The sequence below is a fragment of the Bradyrhizobium sp. AT1 genome, assembly GCF_001590795.1.
Classification (GTDB): Bacteria; Pseudomonadota; Alphaproteobacteria; order Rhizobiales; family Xanthobacteraceae; genus Bradyrhizobium.
Window position 1 is genome coordinate 3,047,502 of record NZ_JXDL01000001.1, and the last position, 19,000, is coordinate 3,066,501.

At 64.3% G+C, this 19,000-nt stretch carries 17 protein-coding genes and 1 pseudogene; 10 read left to right on the top strand and 8 right to left on the bottom strand.

What is annotated here, in order from left to right:
- The 6 genes and pseudogenes from SE92_RS14340 to SE92_RS14360 form a co-directional block, all read right to left on the bottom strand.
- A partial coding sequence (locus tag SE92_RS14340) for an MBL fold metallo-hydrolase (RefSeq protein WP_157095881.1) occupies positions 1 to 474 on the bottom strand: 474 nt, incomplete at its 3' end.
- Positions 475 to 574: 100 nt separating this feature from the next.
- Positions 575 to 1,723 (bottom strand): GGDEF domain-containing protein, encoded by a 1,149-nt coding sequence (locus SE92_RS14345; protein WP_063196369.1) that lies wholly within the window; start codon positions 1,721 to 1,723, stop codon positions 575 to 577.
- A gap of 122 nt (positions 1,724 to 1,845) precedes the next feature.
- Positions 1,846 to 3,126: a TRAP transporter large permease gene (locus SE92_RS37465; protein ID WP_245324807.1), complete on the bottom strand. Its 1,281-nt coding sequence runs from the start codon at positions 3,124 to 3,126 to the stop codon at positions 1,846 to 1,848.
- Positions 3,127 to 3,342: 216 nt separating this feature from the next.
- Positions 3,343 to 3,822: pseudogene (locus SE92_RS37470) on the bottom strand (TRAP transporter small permease); the annotation flags it as partial.
- A 154-nt stretch (positions 3,823 to 3,976) separates the two neighbouring features.
- Entirely contained in the window at positions 3,977 to 4,978 is a 1,002-nt protein-coding gene (locus SE92_RS14355; RefSeq protein WP_063203519.1) for a TRAP transporter substrate-binding protein, read from the bottom strand.
- Between the two features lie 195 nt (positions 4,979 to 5,173).
- Complete coding sequence (locus tag SE92_RS14360) at positions 5,174 to 5,944, bottom strand: methyltransferase domain-containing protein (protein WP_063196370.1); 771 nt, start codon at positions 5,942 to 5,944, stop codon at positions 5,174 to 5,176.
- A 139-nt stretch (positions 5,945 to 6,083) separates the two neighbouring features.
- Here SE92_RS14360 and SE92_RS14365 point away from each other — a divergent pair, with 139 nt between their 5' ends.
- The 4 genes from SE92_RS14365 (at position 6,084) to SE92_RS14375 (ending at position 8,042) form a co-directional block, all read left to right on the top strand.
- Positions 6,084 to 6,827, top strand: a complete 744-nt coding sequence (locus SE92_RS14365) for an SDR family NAD(P)-dependent oxidoreductase (protein ID WP_063196371.1) — start codon at positions 6,084 to 6,086, stop codon at positions 6,825 to 6,827.
- An 85-nt stretch (positions 6,828 to 6,912) separates the two neighbouring features.
- Entirely contained in the window at positions 6,913 to 7,089 is a 177-nt protein-coding gene (locus SE92_RS36645; RefSeq protein WP_018322718.1) for a hypothetical protein, read from the top strand.
- 231 nt (positions 7,090 to 7,320) lie between these two features.
- Complete coding sequence (locus SE92_RS14370; RefSeq protein WP_063196372.1) at positions 7,321 to 7,752, top strand: pyridoxamine 5'-phosphate oxidase family protein; 432 nt, start codon at positions 7,321 to 7,323, stop codon at positions 7,750 to 7,752.
- Between the two features lie 14 nt (positions 7,753 to 7,766).
- Positions 7,767 to 8,042, top strand: a complete 276-nt coding sequence (locus tag SE92_RS14375) for a hypothetical protein (protein WP_063196373.1) — start codon at positions 7,767 to 7,769, stop codon at positions 8,040 to 8,042.
- Between the two features lie 20 nt (positions 8,043 to 8,062).
- On the opposite strand, the gene SE92_RS14380 is transcribed toward SE92_RS14375, so the two are convergent.
- Positions 8,063 to 9,241, bottom strand: coding sequence for a helix-turn-helix domain-containing protein (locus SE92_RS14380; RefSeq protein WP_349510037.1), 1,179 nt, complete (start codon positions 9,239 to 9,241; stop codon positions 8,063 to 8,065).
- Positions 9,242 to 9,489: 248 nt separating this feature from the next.
- Here SE92_RS14380 and SE92_RS14385 point away from each other — a divergent pair, with 248 nt between their 5' ends.
- The 5 genes from SE92_RS14385 to SE92_RS14405 all read left to right on the top strand — a co-directional run bounded on the left by SE92_RS14385 (position 9,490) and on the right by SE92_RS14405 (position 15,941).
- Positions 9,490 to 10,434 (top strand): helix-turn-helix domain-containing protein, encoded by a 945-nt coding sequence (locus SE92_RS14385; protein WP_063196375.1) that lies wholly within the window; start codon positions 9,490 to 9,492, stop codon positions 10,432 to 10,434.
- A gap of 99 nt (positions 10,435 to 10,533) precedes the next feature.
- Positions 10,534 to 11,523, top strand: coding sequence for an alpha/beta fold hydrolase (locus SE92_RS14390; RefSeq protein WP_084251810.1), 990 nt, complete (start codon positions 10,534 to 10,536; stop codon positions 11,521 to 11,523).
- A gap of 142 nt (positions 11,524 to 11,665) precedes the next feature.
- Positions 11,666 to 12,871 (top strand): NAD(P)/FAD-dependent oxidoreductase, encoded by a 1,206-nt coding sequence (locus SE92_RS14395; protein ID WP_063196376.1) that lies wholly within the window; start codon positions 11,666 to 11,668, stop codon positions 12,869 to 12,871.
- 32 nt (positions 12,872 to 12,903) lie between these two features.
- Positions 12,904 to 13,815 carry an MBL fold metallo-hydrolase gene (locus SE92_RS14400; protein ID WP_063196377.1) on the top strand — a complete coding sequence of 304 codons (912 nt, stop codon included), beginning with the start codon at positions 12,904 to 12,906 and terminating at the stop codon, positions 13,813 to 13,815.
- A gap of 398 nt (positions 13,816 to 14,213) precedes the next feature.
- Positions 14,214 to 15,941: a SulP family inorganic anion transporter gene (locus tag SE92_RS14405; RefSeq protein ID WP_198172638.1), complete on the top strand. Its 1,728-nt coding sequence runs from the start codon at positions 14,214 to 14,216 to the stop codon at positions 15,939 to 15,941.
- Between the two features lie 120 nt (positions 15,942 to 16,061).
- On the opposite strand, the gene cax is transcribed toward SE92_RS14405, so the two are convergent.
- Positions 16,062 to 17,162 carry a calcium/proton exchanger gene (gene cax, locus SE92_RS14410; protein WP_063196379.1) on the bottom strand — a complete coding sequence of 367 codons (1,101 nt, stop codon included), beginning with the start codon at positions 17,160 to 17,162 and terminating at the stop codon, positions 16,062 to 16,064.
- Between the two features lie 445 nt (positions 17,163 to 17,607).
- Here cax and SE92_RS14415 point away from each other — a divergent pair, with 445 nt between their 5' ends.
- The gene (locus SE92_RS14415; RefSeq protein ID WP_063203521.1) at positions 17,608 to 18,996 is read left to right on the top strand and encodes an MFS transporter; all 1,389 of its coding nucleotides are present in this window, start codon (positions 17,608 to 17,610) and stop codon (positions 18,994 to 18,996) included.
- The last annotated feature ends 4 nt before the right edge of the window (positions 18,997 to 19,000 follow it).

Here is a 19,000-nt window from a genome sequence, read left to right on the forward strand (position 1 = left end):
CGAGACCGGCTTCAAGCCGCGATGCCTGAAGTAGAGATCGAGCGCGGCGCGGGCGCCCTCGATCGAGGTCAGGGTGTCCACCACGATGACGCCGTTGTCGCCCTCGATCAGCGTCATGTTGGCGATGTCGAGCCCGCGCACCTGGTAGACGCCGGGCACGACCTCGAACAGCCCGTGCTGCATGTTGAGCCGCGACTGCCGCCACAGGCTCGGATTGACCGTGGACGGCGCCTCATCAGTGGAGAGGAAGCCGTAAGGCGCGAGGCTCCAGACCGTCCGCCCCTGCGGGTTGGTGATCTCCGCGTTCTCGATCGTGCCGAGGAAACCGCGCGCGGCATCGTCGAAATCCCGCGTGTCGGAAAATGGCAGCGCGTTCAGCATTGCCGCTTGCTGAGCGATGACGGAGGGCGTCGCGTCTTTCGGCTCGTTGCTGGCGTCTGTCACGTTTGTGTCCTCCCGGCCTGTCGCGGGCATCTAACCGCATCTCGCGGGCGAATGCCATTGCCGGCGGAAGCGAGAGGACCTTGGATCCTTCTTCGCTTTTCCCTCGTGGGGAAGATGGCCTTATGCGCGCTTACGCCGCCAACCCTTCGGTCACCGCCTTTGCTGCTTCCGCCCCCCGCAATTCCCGCGCCAGCACATAGCCGCCGCGATGTTGCTTGGCCCGGTACAGCGCCTTGTCGGAGCGCGACAGCAGCGCCTCCGCCGTGCGCCCGTCATCCGGCGCGACGGCAACGCCGACGCTGACGCCGAGCTCGATCACCTGTCCGTCGACGTCGTAGGGCGCGCTGATCGACTGCACGATGCGCCGCGCCATCGCCTCCGCATCGGCCGCCGCACTCTGGACCAGGACGAATTCGTCGCCGCCCATGCGGATCAACAGGTCATCTTGCGTCGTGAGCGCCGTGAGCCTTCCTGCGACCTGTTTCAGCAGCGCGTCACCGGCAGGATGGCCGAACCGGTCGTTGGCCTCCTTGAAACGGTCGAGATCGAGCGTATGGACGGCAACCATCCCGGCTGACAGCATCAGGGGCAGGTCCGTCGCCAGCACCGAGCGGTTGGATACCCCGGTCATCGAATCCGAGCGCGCGAGCTGCTCGAATTTCCGTTTCAGCGTGATCTGGCTGATCGAGGCGTTGAAGCTCAGCCGCACCATCTCGAAACTCGCGACCACGTACATCAGGATGAGGAGCCCGAGGCCGAAATGGCGCAGATCCGGCTGCATGAAGGTGACGATCGCGGTGGGCCCGGCGATCGCGACCAGATCGAGCAGCGCCGCGACGGGACGCAGCGCCAGCCGCGCGACCACGCCGGCGCCGAAGCCGAATCCGATCCCGATCGCCATCACGGAGCAGAGCGCATCGCCCAGCATGATGCTGCGTGCGGCGAACACGCCAAGCACCAACGCGGTCGCAACGGTGCCGGCAACATAGCGCCGCTCCCAGGTCACGGCCTCGGCCCGATCGAGTTGCGGTGAACGCGCCAGACGTCGACGGAAAGCAAAAATCTCAAACAGACGGACGATCGCCACCACGACACCGGCGACCGTCAGGATCGCCGTCACCATGTCCCCGGTCTCGTAGGTCGTGATGGCGCCGACCATGGCGAGGCAGGCGGCCGCAAGAATGTTCGGCATCGTCGTGCCGTGAAGGCCCGTGATGACTTCCAGATAGACGGCGTCGGAGATCGATGCCCGTCCGTTTTCCATTCTGTCGAAGAACATGCCAGCTCCCATCTGCTGGCATGGTCCTACCTCACATCCGTAAAAATGCGTGCGTCGCACCACGGTGGCATTTTAGCGCGCAGGTTAACCGCGCGTTAGCCATACGTGGTCCTTCGCCCACGTTACATCCCGAGCAGTCTCGGCAGCCATAGCGACAGACCGGGCCAATAGGTCACCACCACGAGGAATCCTAGCATGGTGAGCAGCCACGGCCACACCGCGACCGTGAGCTCGGTGATCCCCATCTTGGCGATGCCCGAGGCGACGTAGAGGTTGAGGCCGACAGGCGGATGGCACAGGCCGACCTCCATGTTGACCGTCATCAGGATGCCGAAATGAATGGGATCGATGCCGAGCTTGACCGCGACCGGAAACAGGATCGGCGCCATGATCAGGATGATCGAGGACGGCTCCATCACGTTGCCCGCCACCAGCAGCAGCAGGTTGACCAGCAGCAGGAAGCCGATCCACCCCAGGCCCTGGTCGATCATCCATTGCGCCAGCGCCTGCGGCACGTTCTCGTAGGTCATCAGGAACGAGAACAGCACGGCGTTGGTGATGATGTAGAGCAGCATCGCCGAAAGGTTGGCCGACGACAGCAGCACCCGCGGCACGTCGCGCAGCTTCAGGTCCTTGTAGATGAAAACCGCGACGATGAAGGCGTAGACCGCGCTGACGGCCGCAGCTTCGGTCGGCGTGAACAGGCCGCTGTAGATGCCGCCGATCACGATCACGATCAGCAGGATGCCCCAGATCGATTTGCGGAACGCGTCGAGGCGCTCCATGAAGGTGGCCTTGGGCATCCGCGGATAGTCGTTGCGCCAGGCCCCATAGAACGTCGTGGCGCCGAGCAGCGAGGCCAGCACGAGGCCCGGCACGATGCCGGCGATGAACAATTTGCCCACCGAGCTGTTGGTCGAGACCGCATAGAGCACCATTGGGATCGACGGCGGAATCAGGATTCCGAGCGAGCCCGACGTCGTGATGACGCCGGCGCCGAACCGCTTCGGGAAGCCTTGTGCGACCATCGCCGGCAGGATCACCGAGCCGATCGCCACCACGGTCGCCGGCGAGGAGCCGGAGATCGCGGCAAACAATGCGCAGGCGACCACGCCCGACAAAGCGAGACCGCCGTACCAATGGCCAACCAGCGAGGTTGCGAAATTGATCATCCTCCGCGCGACGCCGCCGTGGGTCAGGAAGTTGCCGGCGAGGATGAAGAACGGGATCGCCATGATCTCGAAATTCTCGATGCCGGTGAACAGCTTCAGCGCCACCGATTCGGTTCGCACGTCGGTCAGCGTGAACATGAAGCTGAGCACGGTGAGACCGAGCGCGATCGAGATCGGCATGCCCGTCAGCATCAAGGAGAGCAGCAGTGCGAACACGATCGCGACGCGCAAGCCTTGCGGCAGCGTGATGACGTGGCCTGCATGCGCGAAGCAGATGGCGACGATCAGCACCGGCAGCAGCATCAGGATCCAGCCGAGCGGGCTGCGCTCGTCCCGGACCACCTGGGTCGGCGTCACCGGCGCCGGATGCACCGGGTCGACCTCGACGCCTTCGACGCCGGCCATGTCGTGATGCGGCAGTTCGCCGGTGCGGTAGAACGACCAGGCGACCTGCAGGAAGCGGAAGCACATCAAGCCGGAGCCGAGCGGGATGGTGAGATACACCATCCACATCGGCGCTTCCAGATCGTTGGACTGCTGGCCGGTCTGCCACATCTGGCCGACGAAGGCGGCCCCGAAATAGGCGACGATGGCCGTGAAGAGCGCGCCGCACAGCAGGCCGAAAGTGATGACGCGGCGTCGCGATCCGCCGGGGAGGATATTGACGAGCACATCGACGCCGACATGGATGCCGGTCCGCACGCCATAGGCGGCGCCGAACTTCGCCATCCAGATGAACATGTAGATGCAGAGTTCCTGCGCCCAGGACAGATCGAGCGCGGCGAGCCAGACGAACGCAGCTCGCATGGGGACAGCGAGGAAGGTCAGGTTGCGGGCTTCCGCCCATTTGGCGATGTCGATCGACAGCCCGGCGCCGTAACGATGCAGCACGGCGACGAAGATCAGCGACGTCGCGGCCGCGATCATCGTCGCGATCAGCCATTCCTCGAGATGATCGAGAAAACGATTCAGCACACGCAGCAACTTGGTCCCCCCAGCGTCGGCTCGTCGTTCAAGAGCGAAACGGCCGGGAGTGCGATCACCCCCGACCGTTGGTGTTGTTGTTATTGGGCCGCGGCCGTCAGTTCATCTTGACGTCGAGTTCCTTGGCGACGAGATCGAGCACCTCCTGCCCGACCCTGCCCTTTGCCCATTTATACGTCGGCTGCATCGCTTCCTGCCAGGCCTTGCGGTCGGCGTCGGTGAGGGTATGCAACGTGGTCTTGCCCGTCTTCTTGATCTCGGCCAGCGCGTCTTCGTTCTCCTGGCGCGCGATCGAGTTGGTGTAGTCGGTCGCCTCCGCCATCGCCTTGTCGAGCTGCGTGCGGATATCCGGCGGCAGGCCGGACCAGAACTTCGAATTGACGATGACGGCATATTGCAGATGCGCGTGATAGGACACGGTGATGTCCTTCTGCACCTCGTAGAACTTCTGCGTCAAATAGTTCGACGCGGTGTTCTCGCAGCCGTCCACCACGCCGGTCTGCAGCGCCTGGTAGACTTCCGAGAACGCCATGATCTGCGGGATCGAGCCCATGATGCGGAGATATTGGTCGGCGACCTTCGATCCCGAGATGCGGAATTTGAGACCCTGGAAGTCGGTCGGCTTCAGCAAGGGGCGGTTGGCGGAGAGCATGTGGAAGCCGTTGTCCCAATAAGCGAGCCCGGTGATGCCCTTGGCCTCGAGCTTCTGGAACAGCCACTTGCCGATCGTGCCCTTCATCGCGTTGGCGTAGGTCGCATCGTCCTTGAAGAGCCAGGGCAGGTCGAGCGCTTCGAATTCCTTGACGCCGAGCGGCGCAAACTTCGCGGTCGAGGGTGCGAGCATCTGCACCGAGCCGAGCTGCAGCGCCTCGATCTCCTCCTTGTCCTTGTAGAGCGTGGAATTCGGATAGACTTCGACCTTGACCTTGCCGTCGGTGTATTTCTCGGCGAGCTCCTTGAACTTCAGCGCGCCCTTCCCCTTCGGGGTGTCGTTGGCGACGACGTGGCTGAATTTGATGACGATCGGAGTCTGGGCCCGCGCGACGAACGGGGCCAGAACGAGCGCGGCCGCAGCGACCGCGAGAAGCAGTTTGCGCATGAAGACCTCCCCAGCAACCTCGAAAATCGGGTTCTTCTTGTTTTGCAGGTCAGTAGTGGCAGCAATCCGCAGGCCGAACAACTAGACCTAAGCCCAATTTGCCGCAGCCAAGCTATCTTGACGGCTGCGGTCTGCGCAACCCGGCACCCGCGCCGCTGCTGGGAACGAGCGGTTATGTCGCATTGCGGCAGTGCATCAGCCTTTGCGCTGGACCACCATGAAGAGACGGCGGAACGGGAACAGGGTCTGCCCCGCCGCATTCTTCGGATAGGCCTTCGCAACGCGCATCCCATAGGCCTCTTCGAACGCGATCTTCTCCTCACCTGCGAGCACGTCGAGATAGCGCGTCAGCCATGTCCCCTTGGTCCATTCCTTCACGGGGTTCTCGCCTTCGAGCACTTGCAGATACTCGGTCTCCCAGATGTCGATGTTATCAGACATCGGCGCGAGAAGATCGTGATAGAAGGCCGGCCCCTCGACCGGCGGCGGCGTGACGAGATGCTCGACCTTGGACCGCCACGGACCATCGAGCGCGGTCTCGCCGATCAGCACATGCGACGGCGCCAGAAAGTTGCGCGGCATCTGCACCGCAAGCATGCCGCCAGGTTTCACCTTCTCCAGCACCGACGGAAACAGTGCCGCATGATTGGGCAGCCAGTGCAGTGCGGCATTGGAATAGATCAAGTCGTATTGCCTGGCGGGACGCCACTGGCCGAGGTCCTCATGCGACCATTCCACGTCGGGTGCGGCCTTGCGGCCCGCGGCGACCATCTCGGCCGAGCCCTCGACCCCCGTCACCGCCGCGGCCGGCCAGCCCTCCTTGATGAGCTTGGTGACATTGCCGGCGCCTGCGCCGAGATCGGCAATCTCGCGCGGGCCGAAATCCGGAATCCGCATCAAGAGGTCGACCGCGGGCCGGAGCCGGTGGCCGGAGAATTTCAGATATTGCTGCGGATCCCAGGCCATCGCTCAGGTGCCTTTTCTTTTTCGTGTTTCCTTCAACGTCACTCTTGGTTACCACTGCTCGTCCCGCGGAAGCAATTCAAGGCCCGCGGGACGGGCAGGAAACGAACGGCGCAAAAAACCAACAAGAGAGCGTGTGACCATGGACCTCGGGCTCAAATCGAAAACCGCTGTTGTCACCGGCGCCAGCATCGGCATCGGCCGCGCCATCGCCAAGGGCCTGGCGGCCGAAGGCGTGCGCGTCGTCGGCGTGGCGCGGCGGACCGATCTGCTTGCCGAGCTGGTGCAGGACGTCGGCGGCGGGCTAATCACGCCGTTCGAGCAGGACGTCATGGCCAAGGACGCCGCGGAGAGGATCGCAGCCTTCGCGCTCAAGGAGCTCGGCCATGTCGACATCCTCGTCAACAATGCCGGCGGCAGCCGGCCGCTGCCGGTCGATGCGCCCGACAGCAAATGGGACGAGGCGATCGCGCTGAACTTCACCAGCTACCGCCGCATCGCACACGCGCTGCTGCCGCAGATGATCGAGCGCAAATGGGGCCGCATCGTCAACATCACCGGCAAGTCCGAGCCGGAAGGCCTCAACGCGGCGTTTGCCGCCAAGGCGGCCGTGCACGCCTGGGCCAAGGGCCTGTCGCGCGAGATCGGCGAGCACGGCATCACCGTCAATTGCATCCCGCCCGGCCGCATCATGAGCGAGCAGATCCGCCGCAACTACGCGCCCGATTATCGCGAGCGTTTTGCCGAGGAAGAGATCCCGGTCGGCTATTGGGGCGAGCCCGAGGATCTGGCGGCACTCGCGGTGTTCCTGGCCTCGCCTGTGGCGCGGTACATCACGGGGACAGTGATCCCGGTGGATGGGGGATTGCGGCGGTATCAGTTTTAGCTTGGTTCCCTCACAGTTCGGTGCGGACCGATGCCGGAACGGTCGCTCCGCCAACGCGTTGTCTCCCATATAGAAGGAGAACATCATGAGCGTTGAAGGCAAGATCAAGGAAGGCGCCGGTTACATCAAGGAAGAGATGAACGAGCACGGCAAGGACCCCGAGAGCCAGCGCAAGGCTCAGGAGGGACGCGATCTTCGCAACGAGGGTCGCATGGAAGACGGCAAGCCCCCGAAGACCACCAAGCCCGGCACCGGCCACTGACCCGGAATCAATTCAAACCGCCTCCGACTTGATGTCGGGGGCGGTTTCATTTTGAAGCAAGACACGCGTGGACCAAACCCGCGCCCACGGCCCTCCCCGCAAACATGCCAAGACAGACCTGCCGAAAGCAGTCTGCGATGGCATGCCGGAAGCGCGATGCATCTCCCGTGCCCCCTTCGAGGAACATGAGTCCGATCCCGCCGTTGCTTCAGCCTCACTGGAGGGAAGTTCATGTCCAAGACATCGCTCGCCGAGATCGCGAAGGAAATGGCCGGCATCGACATCGCCATTCTTTCGACCCACACCGGGAACGGCGAAATCGCCAATCGTCCCATGAGCAACAACGGCGATGTCGCCTACGACGGCACGTCCTACTATTTTGCCTATGAGCGGACTCGGACCGTATCCGATATCCAGCGAAACCCGAAAGTCGCGCTTGGCTTTTCGTCAGAGGCAGGCTTGTTCTCAAAGGGCATCTACGTCGCCGTCGAAGGGACCGCCGAGCTGATCCGCGACAAGGCGGCCTTCCAACGGCACTGGACCAGCGATCTCGACAAATGGTTCGAGAATGGCATCGATACGCCGGGCATCGTCCTGATCAAGGTCAGAGCCAACCGCGTGACCTATTGGAGGGGACGTGACGAGGGTGAGATCGAGCTCTGATCGGCGAACTCATCGTGCGGCGATTCCTTCAATGGTTCTTCCGGAGCCGCGAAACCGGTGCCATCACCATCGCGCAATGGCCCAATTTCATTCTCTGGATCGTGATCGTCGCGGGCGTTCTGCTTTGGATCTGGCCTTCCGCAGGCAAGGCCAGCGTCGCCCTGACGATCGCCGTGAAAGGCGGCCTCATCATCTGGGGCGCTGACGAGATCTTCCGCGGCGTGAATCCCTGGCGGCGCTGTCTCGGCGCCGCCGTCGTGGTCTACGAGTTGATCACGCTTGTGCCGTAAGATGGCTCGACGAAGCGCGCCTAACCTTCGTAGGCTGCTTTTCCCAGCGCATCGCGCCGCCATGCACCCGGACTGACGCCGGCTATCGCGGAGAAGACCCGCGTGAAGTGGCTCTGGTTGGCGAAGCCGGCCGTGATGGCAACGTCGGACAGTGATGGACCGCGCTCGCTCAGCAGCCGCTTTGCGGTTCTCACGCGATGATGCAGAAGCCAGCGATATGGCGGAAGGCCGGTCGCAGCGCGAAACGCACGCGAGAAATGGCTGACGGAGAGGCCGAGCTCCGCAGCGATCGCCTGCAACGGCACCTTGCCGCCGAGATCCGCCTCAAGTTTGTCGCATGCGCGCGCGACCTGCCATGGCGCAAGCGCACCGCGGCTGGCCTCGGCCTTGTGGCGAAAGCCTCCGTAGGTCTGCGCGACATGAGCGGTGAGCGCCAGCATCATGTGATCGACGAAGAGCTGGTTGACCTCGTCCGGCCGGCGCAGCCCCTCGCGCAAGGAGGCACCGATATGACGGACGATGGCATCATCGTGCCCGACGGGGCTGCAGTCGAGCGCATCGATGCGCCGTGCGCCCGATTGATCGGCGAGACCATCGAGCGCCGGACGCGGCACGTAGAAATGCAGAGAGTGAAACGGCTTGTCGATGACGTAGCGGGGGTCGGCCTTGAGATCGTACAGATAGGTCGTCCCGGCATGGACATCGGCCTTCGTGAGGTGACGCCCCTGCTCCCAGATCTCGCACTCCGGATAGTCGCGCAATTTCAGGCTGACGAGATAGGCATCTTCGGCGGCAAACGAACCGGACAGGCCCGGCACAGGATTGTCGTTTCGCGTTTCCGTGACTGCGATCTCGGCATTGCGCAGCGACCGGGTCATCAGCGTGGGCGGCACTTCCTCGAGGCGGAGGAATGCTCGGAGCCGGTCACCGTATGCACCTGTCCTGGTCATCCCATGTCTCTTCGGTGACGTCGACGAGCAGGCCATAGCAACCTGCCATTTCGAGAGTCGTATATGGGTATTCACCCACCGCTGTCCACGACCGTCGACGTCGCACCTAGAGGGGCCCAGGTGCTTCGCCCCGGATCGCCTCTCATCGGAATTCGCCAAACATTTCAAACCGATCGATCGATGCCCCGACGGCGTGAGGGGCGGTCGAACCGCGACGTGGACATCACGACTTTTCACAAACGCACGCAAGCGGCGCGTCCATGGCGTGGGCGAAGCAGGATCAGGCACTGCGCGGCAGGATCAGGAAAGACACAGGTCTTCGCGCCGACTAGTACCCCGTAGATCGACGGCATCGGAACCTCGACGGACCGCCTTCGGACCCGATCCATCCCTTTGAGCAACATCACCAGACCTGCCGTTCGGCCCCGCTCTGCGGCGGCTGAAACAACGATCAATCTTGTCGCGCATCCGCGACGCGCCGCCACACGAGCAACGCCATGAGCAAAGTCGTCCTGCGCGAATCTCTGAGCGAAATCCCTGCCGCGTCTCAAATGCGGCGCGACCCGGCAGGAGATCGGCCCGCTGCCGATGTGGAGATGGCCCGCGTGCTCGGCACGGTGCCTTTCCGCATGGCACTGGATTCCTCCGGCGCCGGCATTGCTCACTGGAAGCACGAGCCGTTGCACGACGTCGTCGCGCCCATGAGCCACCACGTCATCATGGCTTACAACGGCGCGGTGCAACGCATGGAGCGGCGGTCCGGAAAATCCGTCGCAATCGGGACGTTTCGCCCGGGAGCCGTGATCATCATCCCCGAGGGATCGAGCTCCCGGTGGGACATTCCGAAACCCGTCGACGTCGTTCAGCTCTACCTTCCGCAGACGACGCTGAAGCGCGTTGCGGACGAAGCCGGGGCCGGCGCACGGGCCGAACTCCTGGAGCGAACCGCGCATCCGGATCCCGTCACGTCCCGCCTGCTGCTGAGCGCGGCGGACGTGCTGGAAGGACACGAGGCGCTGGATACGCTGTTCAGGCAGCAACTCATGGACCTGCTGGCGACCCGTCTGTTGGCTGCCCACACCGGCTCGCCAAGCACGATCGCGCCGACCAGGGGCGGGCTTGCGCCGAAGACCTTGCTTCGGGCGATCGAGCGATTGCGCTCCGACAGTGATTCCGACGTATCTCTAGCAGCGCTTGCAGCCGAGGCCGGCTTGTCGCGCTTTCACTTCTGCCGCGCGTTCAAGGACAGCACCGGGCTTTCTCCGCATGCCTGGCTGCGCCAGCACCGGCTCGAGCAAGCCATGAACATGCTGCGCGACACCGACGAGTCGGTCGTCTCGATCGCCGCCGCCCTTGGCTATTCCTCGCAGACCGCCTTTGCCGCGGCGTTTCGAAAGCTGACCGGGGAAACTCCGAGCGATTGGCGGCGACGCGCGCGATAGCAGCAATCGCGCTGCAAACGCGGCAATCGCGCTGGGGCACGAGCAAATCCGGTTCGCTAGACATTCATGGTGCCCCCACACCTGCAATGGAAGCAGCAAATGCCCTTCATCACATCCGTCGGCCGGCTCGCGAGCGCCTCGCGGCGAAACATCCTCGCAACGACACTTCTGTACACGGCGTCGTTGACGGTCCGCTCCACCTCGGCGATAGGCCGCGACGCCAAGACCGCCGCCTTCTCGATCGGCAAGAACGACGGTGCAACCTTCGTCACCACCAGCGACGGCGTCCAGATCTTCTACAAGGATTGGGGACCGAGATCCGCGCAGCCGATCGTCTTCCATCACGGCTGGCCGCTCAGCGCCGACGACTGGGATGCCCAGATGCTGTTCTTCCTCGGCAAGGGTTTTCGCGTGATCGCGCATGACCGCCGCGGCCATGGCCGCTCGAGCCAGGTCAGCGATGGTCACGACATGGATCATTATGCCGCCGACATCGCCGCCCTCGCCGAGCATCTCGATCTTCGCAACGCCATTCACGTCGGCCATTCGACAGGGGGCGGCGAGGCGACGCGATATGTGGCGCGTCACGGCCGGGATCGCGTCGCCAAGCTCGTGCTCATCGGCGCCGTGCCGCCCCTGATGCTGAGGACGGAGTCCAACCCTGGCGGACTGCCGCTTGAGGTGTTCGATGGCTTGCGCCGGCGGCTCGCCGCCAACCGGTCGCAATTCTATTTCGAGTTCGCGAGCGGTCCCTTCTACGGCTACAATCGCCCCGGCGCCGAGGCCTCACAGGCCGCCATCTGGAACTGGTGGCGCCAGGGCATGACGGGCAGCAGCAAGGCCCATTACGACGGCATCAAAGCCTTCTCCGAAACCGACTTCAGCGAAGACCTGAAGAACATTGCGGTGCCGACGCTCGTCCTGCATGGCGGCGACGACCAGATCGTTCCCGTTGCCGACTCGGCACAGCTGTCGGTCCGGCTGCTGAAGCGCGGCACATTGAAGGTCTACGACCTGCTGCCGCATGGCCTCTGCACGACGCATCCCGACATCGTCAATGCCGACTTGCTCAGGTTCGTGACGGCCTAAAGCATGATCCGGAAAAGTGCGAAGCGGTTTTCCGAAAAGATCATGCGCAAGCAACAACCTGAAGCGCGATGACAATTCATCCAAATCTCATCGCGCTTTGGCCCTGCCTCATCGCAATCGCATCAATCAAGGACCAGTCAACATGCGCATCGTCATCATCGGCGCCGGCTTCGCCGGCATGTATGCCGCCCTTTCAGCCGCCCGCCTGCGCGACATCCAGGGCGCTTCGCCCGACAAGCTCGAGATCGCGCTGGTCGCGCCCGAGCCGACGCTCGTGGTTCGCCCGCGCCTGTACGAGCCGAAACCCGAGACCCTGACAGCACCGCTGCAGGACGTCCTCAAGGCGATCGACGTCATCTATGTCAGGGGCCATGCCGAGGCCATCGATACCAGGTCCAAGGTGGTCGAAATCGCTGCCGCTCAAGGCGCGCGGAAGAAGCTGCCCTACGATCGGCTGGTGGTCGCCACCGGCAGCCGGCTGTTTCGCCCGAACGTCCCTGGCCTTGCCGAGCACGGTTTCAGCGTCGACCAGCTCGATGACGCCGTCGCGCTCGATCGTCACCTGCACGGGTTGTCGAGCCGCCCGGCCTCGAAGGCACGCAACAGCGTCGTCGTCGCAGGCGGCGGATTCACCGGCATCGAAGCGGCCACCGAGGTGCCGTCACGCCTCCGCAAGATTCTCGGCAAGGACGCCCAGCTGCGCGTGGTGATTGTCGACCGCAACGAGGCGATCGCCCCGGACATGGGCGCGGGCCCCCGCCCCGTCATCGAGGACGCGCTGCGCAAGCTCGGTATCGAGACCAGGCTCGGTGTCGGTGTGGCCTCGCTCGACAAGTCCGGCGTCACGCTTTCCGACGGCGAGCGGATCGAATGCCAGACTGTGATCTGGGCCGCCGGCATGCGCGCGGCGCCTTTGACGGCACAGATCCCTGCCGAGCGCGACCAGTTTGGCCGGCTGCTCGTCGACCGCGAACTCCGCGTGCCGTCGGTGAGCGGCGTCTTCGCCACCGGCGATGCCGCACGAGCCGCGTGTGACGATGTCGGCAATTACGCGCTGATGTCGTGTCAGCACGCGACCCGGATGGGCGCCTTCGCCGGCAACAATGCCGCAGCCGAGCTGCTGGGCGTTCCGACCAGACCCTATCACCAGAAAGCCTACGTCACCTGCCTCGACCTCGGCGAAGCCGGCGCGCTGTTCACCCGCGGCTGGGAGCGCACGGTCGAGATGGTTGGCGACGTCGCCAAGAAGACCAAGCAGGAGATCAACACGGTCTGGATCTACCCGCCCAAGGCCGAGCGTGCCGCGGCGCTCGCCTCCGCCGACCCCGAGCGCGTCACCGCGCTCTAACACCGACCCCCAACCTCGAAAAGAAGACCAAGATGAATCTGCACAACGCTTCCATTGCCGCGAAACCCGAAGAGCTCGTGCCGTCGCGCTACGCGGTGCGCATCGGCGACATCGACGTGCTGGTCGTCAGTGACGGCGTGCTGCCGCTCCCGACCACCATGCTGGCACACAACGCAGACCCGGGCGTCCGGGCTGCCTGGCTGAACGAGATGTTCCTGCCTCAGGATGCATTCGACTGGGCATTGAATGCGGTGATGGTGCGAAGTGGGGACAAGACGATCCTCATCGACGCCGGACTGGGGTCCGATCCTGACCTGCATCTGCCGCGGGCTGGACAGTTGATCAGGCGCCTGGAGGCCGCCGGGATCGACCTTTCGTCCGTGACCGACTTGATCCTCACCCACATGCACATGGATCACGTCGGCGGGCTCTTGGTCGACGGCGTGAAGGAACGGCTCCACAAGGACCTGCGGATCCACGTCGCAGCCGCCGAGGTGAAGTTCTGGGAGGCGCCCGACTTCACCCACACGAACATGCCGCAAGGCTTTCCCGATGCGCTTCGGGCGGCCGCCAAGCAATTCGTGAACATGTACGGCAGCCAGATCCGGCCGTTCGACGAGCAGTGCGAGGTTGCACCTGGTGTCATCGTCCGCCGCACCGGCGGTCACACACCAGGACATAGTGTGGTCCGCGTGGCGTCCGGCGGTGAGGCGCTGACATTTGCCGGCGACGCCGTGTTTGCGGTCGGGTTCGACCAGCCCGAATGGCACAACGGCTTCGAGCACGACCCCGAGGAGGCGGCACGCGTTCGCATCCGGCTTTTGCGGGAACTCGCGGAGAGCGGCGAGTTGCTGGTGGCCACGCACATGCCGTTCCCGTCGGTTGGTCACGTCGCGGCGGCGGGCGATGCCTTCCGCTGGGTCCCGGTGTTCTGGGACTACTGACCGCGAGGAACAGGCCGGACCGGAGTGCGCGCCCGGATGCTCGAGCGCGCTCGCCGGGTTACACGCGTCACGGCGGCCGTAGTACCGAACGGCGTGTCAGCATTCCGCCAGTGTTTTGCCCGGCGGGTCAACGTGATCGCGGCCGCGAACGTCGTCGCGACACGTTCGAAAATCCCTTGTTATCCCGGCGACGGTATCAATACTGGAAGCGCAAGTTCTTGCCCCGCGTCCTGAACGTTGCTACGCCGCGGAAGCGTCGAGGCGGCGACAACGTTGATTTGCGTCAAGGGAACGTTCGAGGCGTTGCGAGATCCTTGCGCGCGATCGGCGAGCCGACGCCAGACTGCCGCCGGCATTGGCCATAGCCCGCATGGCGGCCGGCCTTTGGAGTAAGCTCCGTGAGCGATTGGACGCGTTGGGTCCCCGGAATCGATATGCTTCGCCACTACGAAGCTGGTTGGCTTCGGCACGATGTTTTCGCGGGCCTCGTGCTGGCGGCCATGCTCGTACCGGTCGGAATTGCTTATGCCGCTGCGTCGGGCCTGCCGGGCATCCACGGGCTGTATGCGACCATCGTCCCTCTTCTTGTCTACGCGATGTTCGGTCCGAGCCGCATCATCGTGCTCGGCCCCGATTCGGCGCTGGCTGCTGTGATCCTCGGTGTTATCGCGCCCTTGTCCGGGGGTGATCCGGGGCGCGCGGCAATGCTTGCCGCCATGATGGCGCTCGTTTCAGGAACTGTGCTCATTGTGGCGGGCATCGCGCGATTGGGGTTTGTGACTGAGCTTCTGTCCAAGCCGATACGCTATGGCTACATGAACGGCATTGCGCTGACTGTCTTGATCAGCCAACTGCCAAAGCTGCTCGGCTTCTCGATCGACAGCGCGGGCCCGCTGAGAGACCTTTGGGCGATCGCCAACGGGATCAACGACGGCAAGATGAACTGGGCCGCATTCGCAGTCGGGCTTGGCACGCTGATCGTCATCCTGCTGCTCAAGGGCAGCAAACGACTGCCGGGAGTCCTGATCGCCGTCGTCGCAGCAACCCTCGTCGTGGCGCTGCTTGATCTGGCAACCGGTCATGGTGTGAAAGTCTTGGGCCCGCTTCCGCAAGGTCTGCCGGCTTTCGCCATTCCGGAGATCGGATACAGCGATCTGATCCCGGTGCTGGCCGGCGGATCCGCCATCGCCCTGGTCTCATTCGCCGACACCAGCGTCTTGTCGCGAACCTATGCTGCCCGTTTGGGCGACAAGGTCGATCCGAACCAGGAGATGGTGGGTCTTGGCGCGGCCAACCTGGCAACCGGCTTCTTTCAGGGCTTCCCGATCAGCAGCAGCTCGTCGCGTACGCCCGTTGCCGAAACCGCCGGCGCGCGCACCCAGCTGACGAATGTCGTCGGCGCGCTCGCGATCGCGTTCCTGCTGCTGCTTGCGCCCAATCTGTTGCAGCACCTGCCGAATGCCGCATTGGCGGCAGTGGTGATCGCAGCCGCGATCGGCCTGATCGAGATCAACGATCTCAAGCGGATCTACCGGATCCAGCGGTGGGAGTTCTGGTTGACCGTGCTGTGCTTCGTGGGCGTGGCCGTGTTCGGCCCAATTCCGGGAATCGGCCTCGCCATCGCGGTGGCCATTGCGGAATTCCTGTGGGACGGCTGGCGTCCGCACTCCGCAATTCTCGGGCGGGCATACGGCGTCAAGGGCTATCACGACATCACGAGATATCCCGATGCCCGTTTGATCCCCGGACTGGTGCTGTTCCGCTGGGATGCGCCGCTGTTCTTTGCCAATGCCGAGTTCTTCAAGGAGCGAATTCTGGCAGCGGTCGAGACATCGCCAACACCTGTGCGCTGGCTGGTCGTTGCCGCCGAGCCCGTCACGAGCGTAGACGTCACCGCCTGCGATACTGTTGCCGAACTGGACGAGGCGCTCAAGGCCAGGGGCATTGAACTCTGCTTTGCCGAGCTCAAGGATCCCGTGAAGGACAAGCTGAAGCGTTTTGGGTTGTATGCTCAGCTTGGCGAAGCCCAGTTCTTTCCGACCATCGGCTCGGCCGTTTCGAGCTATCTGGAGATCAATAACGTCGCGTGGGAGGACTGGGAGGACCAGGTCAAGGTCAGCCCGTAGCGGGTTAGAGCGCCGAATTTGCCGCTCACCTGCAGTGACTGGAGCTACTTGCGGAAACGAATTTGCCTCGCCGGAGGATGGCTTGCGATGAGCCACTTCATACCGGCAAACCGGTGCAACTCATCCCTGGCCCGCCGGCGGCACGACATAGAGCGTCAGCGCGAAGACCGCATAGATGAAGATCATCAGCGCGCCGACGAACCATGCCGAGCGGCCGCTGGCGGTGATGAAGGCCGACGTGACCGTCGCAATCATCACCATGGTGACGGCGCCCGGCCAGAACTGCAGGTCCATCGGCCTCGGTCCCACGACATAGCTGAGCAGCACCAGCGCGGGCGCAACGAACAGCGCGATCTGCGAGGCGCTGCCGAGTGCGATGCTGACGGCCATGTCGAGCCTGTCCTTGCGTGCCGCGGCGAAGGCCACCGCAAATTCGGCGGCGGCGCCGACCAGCGAGACGACGATGAAGCCGACAAAGGCCGGGCTCATCCCGAAGGTTTCCGCGGCCTTCTGCACCGATTCCACGAAGATTTCGCTGACCAGCGCGACCAGCACCGTGACGACCAGCAGCGTGCCCACGGCCAGCCCGATCGGCCAGTGCGCCTCGTTGTCGTCGCCGTGATCGGCGCTTGCGAACAATTCCTTGTGCGTCACGAGCGAGAACAACAGGCCGAGCGCGTAAGCGGCGATCAGCAGGACTGAAATGCCGAGGCTGAGCTTGTTCAGGATGCCCCCGCCCTGCGGCAGGTGATCGAGATCGGCGACCGCCGAAGGCGCGAGCAGGGCCACGGTGGCCATCAGCAACAGGCCCGATGAGAGCCGCGCACCGGCGCGGTTGTACTCCTGAACGTGGTAGCGCAGGCCGCCAAGCAGCAGGCAAGCTCCCAGCATGAACACCGCGTTGGTGACGATCGCGCCCGCAATGGATGCCTTCACCAGCATGTATTGGCCCGCACGCAGTGCCGTGATGGCGATGATCAATTCCGTCAGATTGCCGAGCGTGGCATTGAGCAGCCCGCCCACGGCATCACCGGTCTTCGCGGCGACGGCTTCGGTGGCATGACTGAGCAGCGCCGCCAGCGGCACGATGGCAAGCACGGCCAGCACGAACAGCAGCGTGTGGGAATGCGGAGCCGCCTTCTCGGCCACAAGCACGATCGGCACGAACGCCAGCATCCAGAGCAAAGGGGTGCTACGGATCTCCCTGAACAGAATTTGCATGCGGCCCCCCCTCCATCGATGCGCTCGTGGAAAGGTCCGGCGGGTCTGCTAGGGGAGTATTGATCTGGCTCAACGGAAGAGCCGGCAGATGCGCCGCCGCCCTGCGGTCTGACATGGGGATCGCGGGTGACGGGAGCCAGCCAGGGCGCGGTCTCCTCTGCCAGCATCTCATCCTGCCGGTGTTTTGCCCGACGGGTCAACTTGATCGCGGTCGTGAATGTCGTCGCGACACCGCTGGAAAACCCCTTTCCGATCAAAGGGCGTTCTACTGTGCATGGGGTTGTTTTGCGACTTTTTGGTTTGGCTCTCCAAAAAATGGCTCAGCAGAGGATCGCCCAGCCTTCGTGCATACACAGCATGCAAGCATATGCCTGTGGCCGGCAGCTCCACCGTAGTACATGCCGAAGTCCCCATGGCCACGCCGCCGGAGCCACGCGCGAACGCAATGACAATCACGTTACCCGCCGCTGCGCACGAGCCCGACCACCCCATCGCCGATGGCCTGCCCGCCGCACAGCGGCGCTGGGCGATTGCCGCGATCTTCACTGCGCTGGCGCTGGCCTCGCTCGACACCGCGATCGCCAACATCGCCCTGCCCGCCATTGCCGCCGATCTGCATGTCTCACCGGAGCAGTCGGTCTGGGTCGTCAACGTCTACCAGATCGCGCTGGTGGCGACGCTGCTGCCGCTCGGGGCGCTCGGCGAGATCGTCGGGCACCAGCGCATCTATCTCGGAGGCCTGATCCTGTTCACCATCGCCTCGCTGTTCTGCGCGGTGGCGTGGTCGCTCGATAGCCTCCTGGTCGCGCGCACGCTGCAGGGCCTCGGCGCCAGCGGCATCATGAGCGTCAACACGGCGCTGGTGCGCTTCGTCTATCCCGGACGGATGCTCGGCCGCGGCCTGGGCCACAACGCGCTGGTGGTCGCGACCGCCTTCACCTTCGGGCCCACGATCGCATCGGCGATCCTGGCGATCGGCCCATGGCCGTGGCTGTTCGCCGTCAACATCCCCTTTGGTCTGATCGCGATCGGCATCGGCTTTGCGATGCTACCCAAGACGCCGCGCGCCGATCACGGCTTCGATTTCCTCGGCGCGATGCTGGCATCGGCCTGCCTCGGCCTGTTCATCACCGGCATCGGCAGCGCCGCGCACAATCTGTCGCCGGTGGTCGTGGGCGTCGAGCTGGTCTCGGCGCTCGCGCTCGGCTTCGTCCTGACGCGCCGCCACGCCGACCATCCCGCCCCGATGCTGCCGATCGACCTGTTCGGCCGGCCGATGTTCGCGCTGTCGGCCGCGACCGCGGTCTGCTCCTTCACCGTGCAAGGACTCGCCTTCGTCTCGCTGCCGTTCTATTTCGAGGACGTGCTGGGTCGCTCGCAGGTCGAGACCGGCTTCTTCATGACGCCGTGGCCGCTGGTGGTCGGCATCATGGCGCCGATCGCAGGACGGTTGTCCGATCGCCATGCGGTCGGCCTGCTCGGCGGCATCGGCCTCGTTCTGCTCGGCATCGGCATGGCGCTGCTCGCGACGCTTCCCGCCAGCCCCGCCATTGCCGACATCATCTGGCGGATGGTGATCTGCGGCATGGGATTCGGCTTCTTCCAGGCACCGAACATGAAGGCGGTGATGTCGAGCGCGCCGCCGCATCGCAGCGGCAGCGCCTCCGGCATCGTCGCGACCGCGCGCCTCACCGGACAGACGACGGGGGCAGCGCTCGCCGCTCTCTGCTTCGCGCTCGCCGGTCACGACGGCGCGACGGTGGCCCTGGCCCTCGGCGCCGGCTTTGCCGCGCTCGGCAGCGTGATGAGCTTCTTGCGATTGGCGGTGAAGTAAGCTC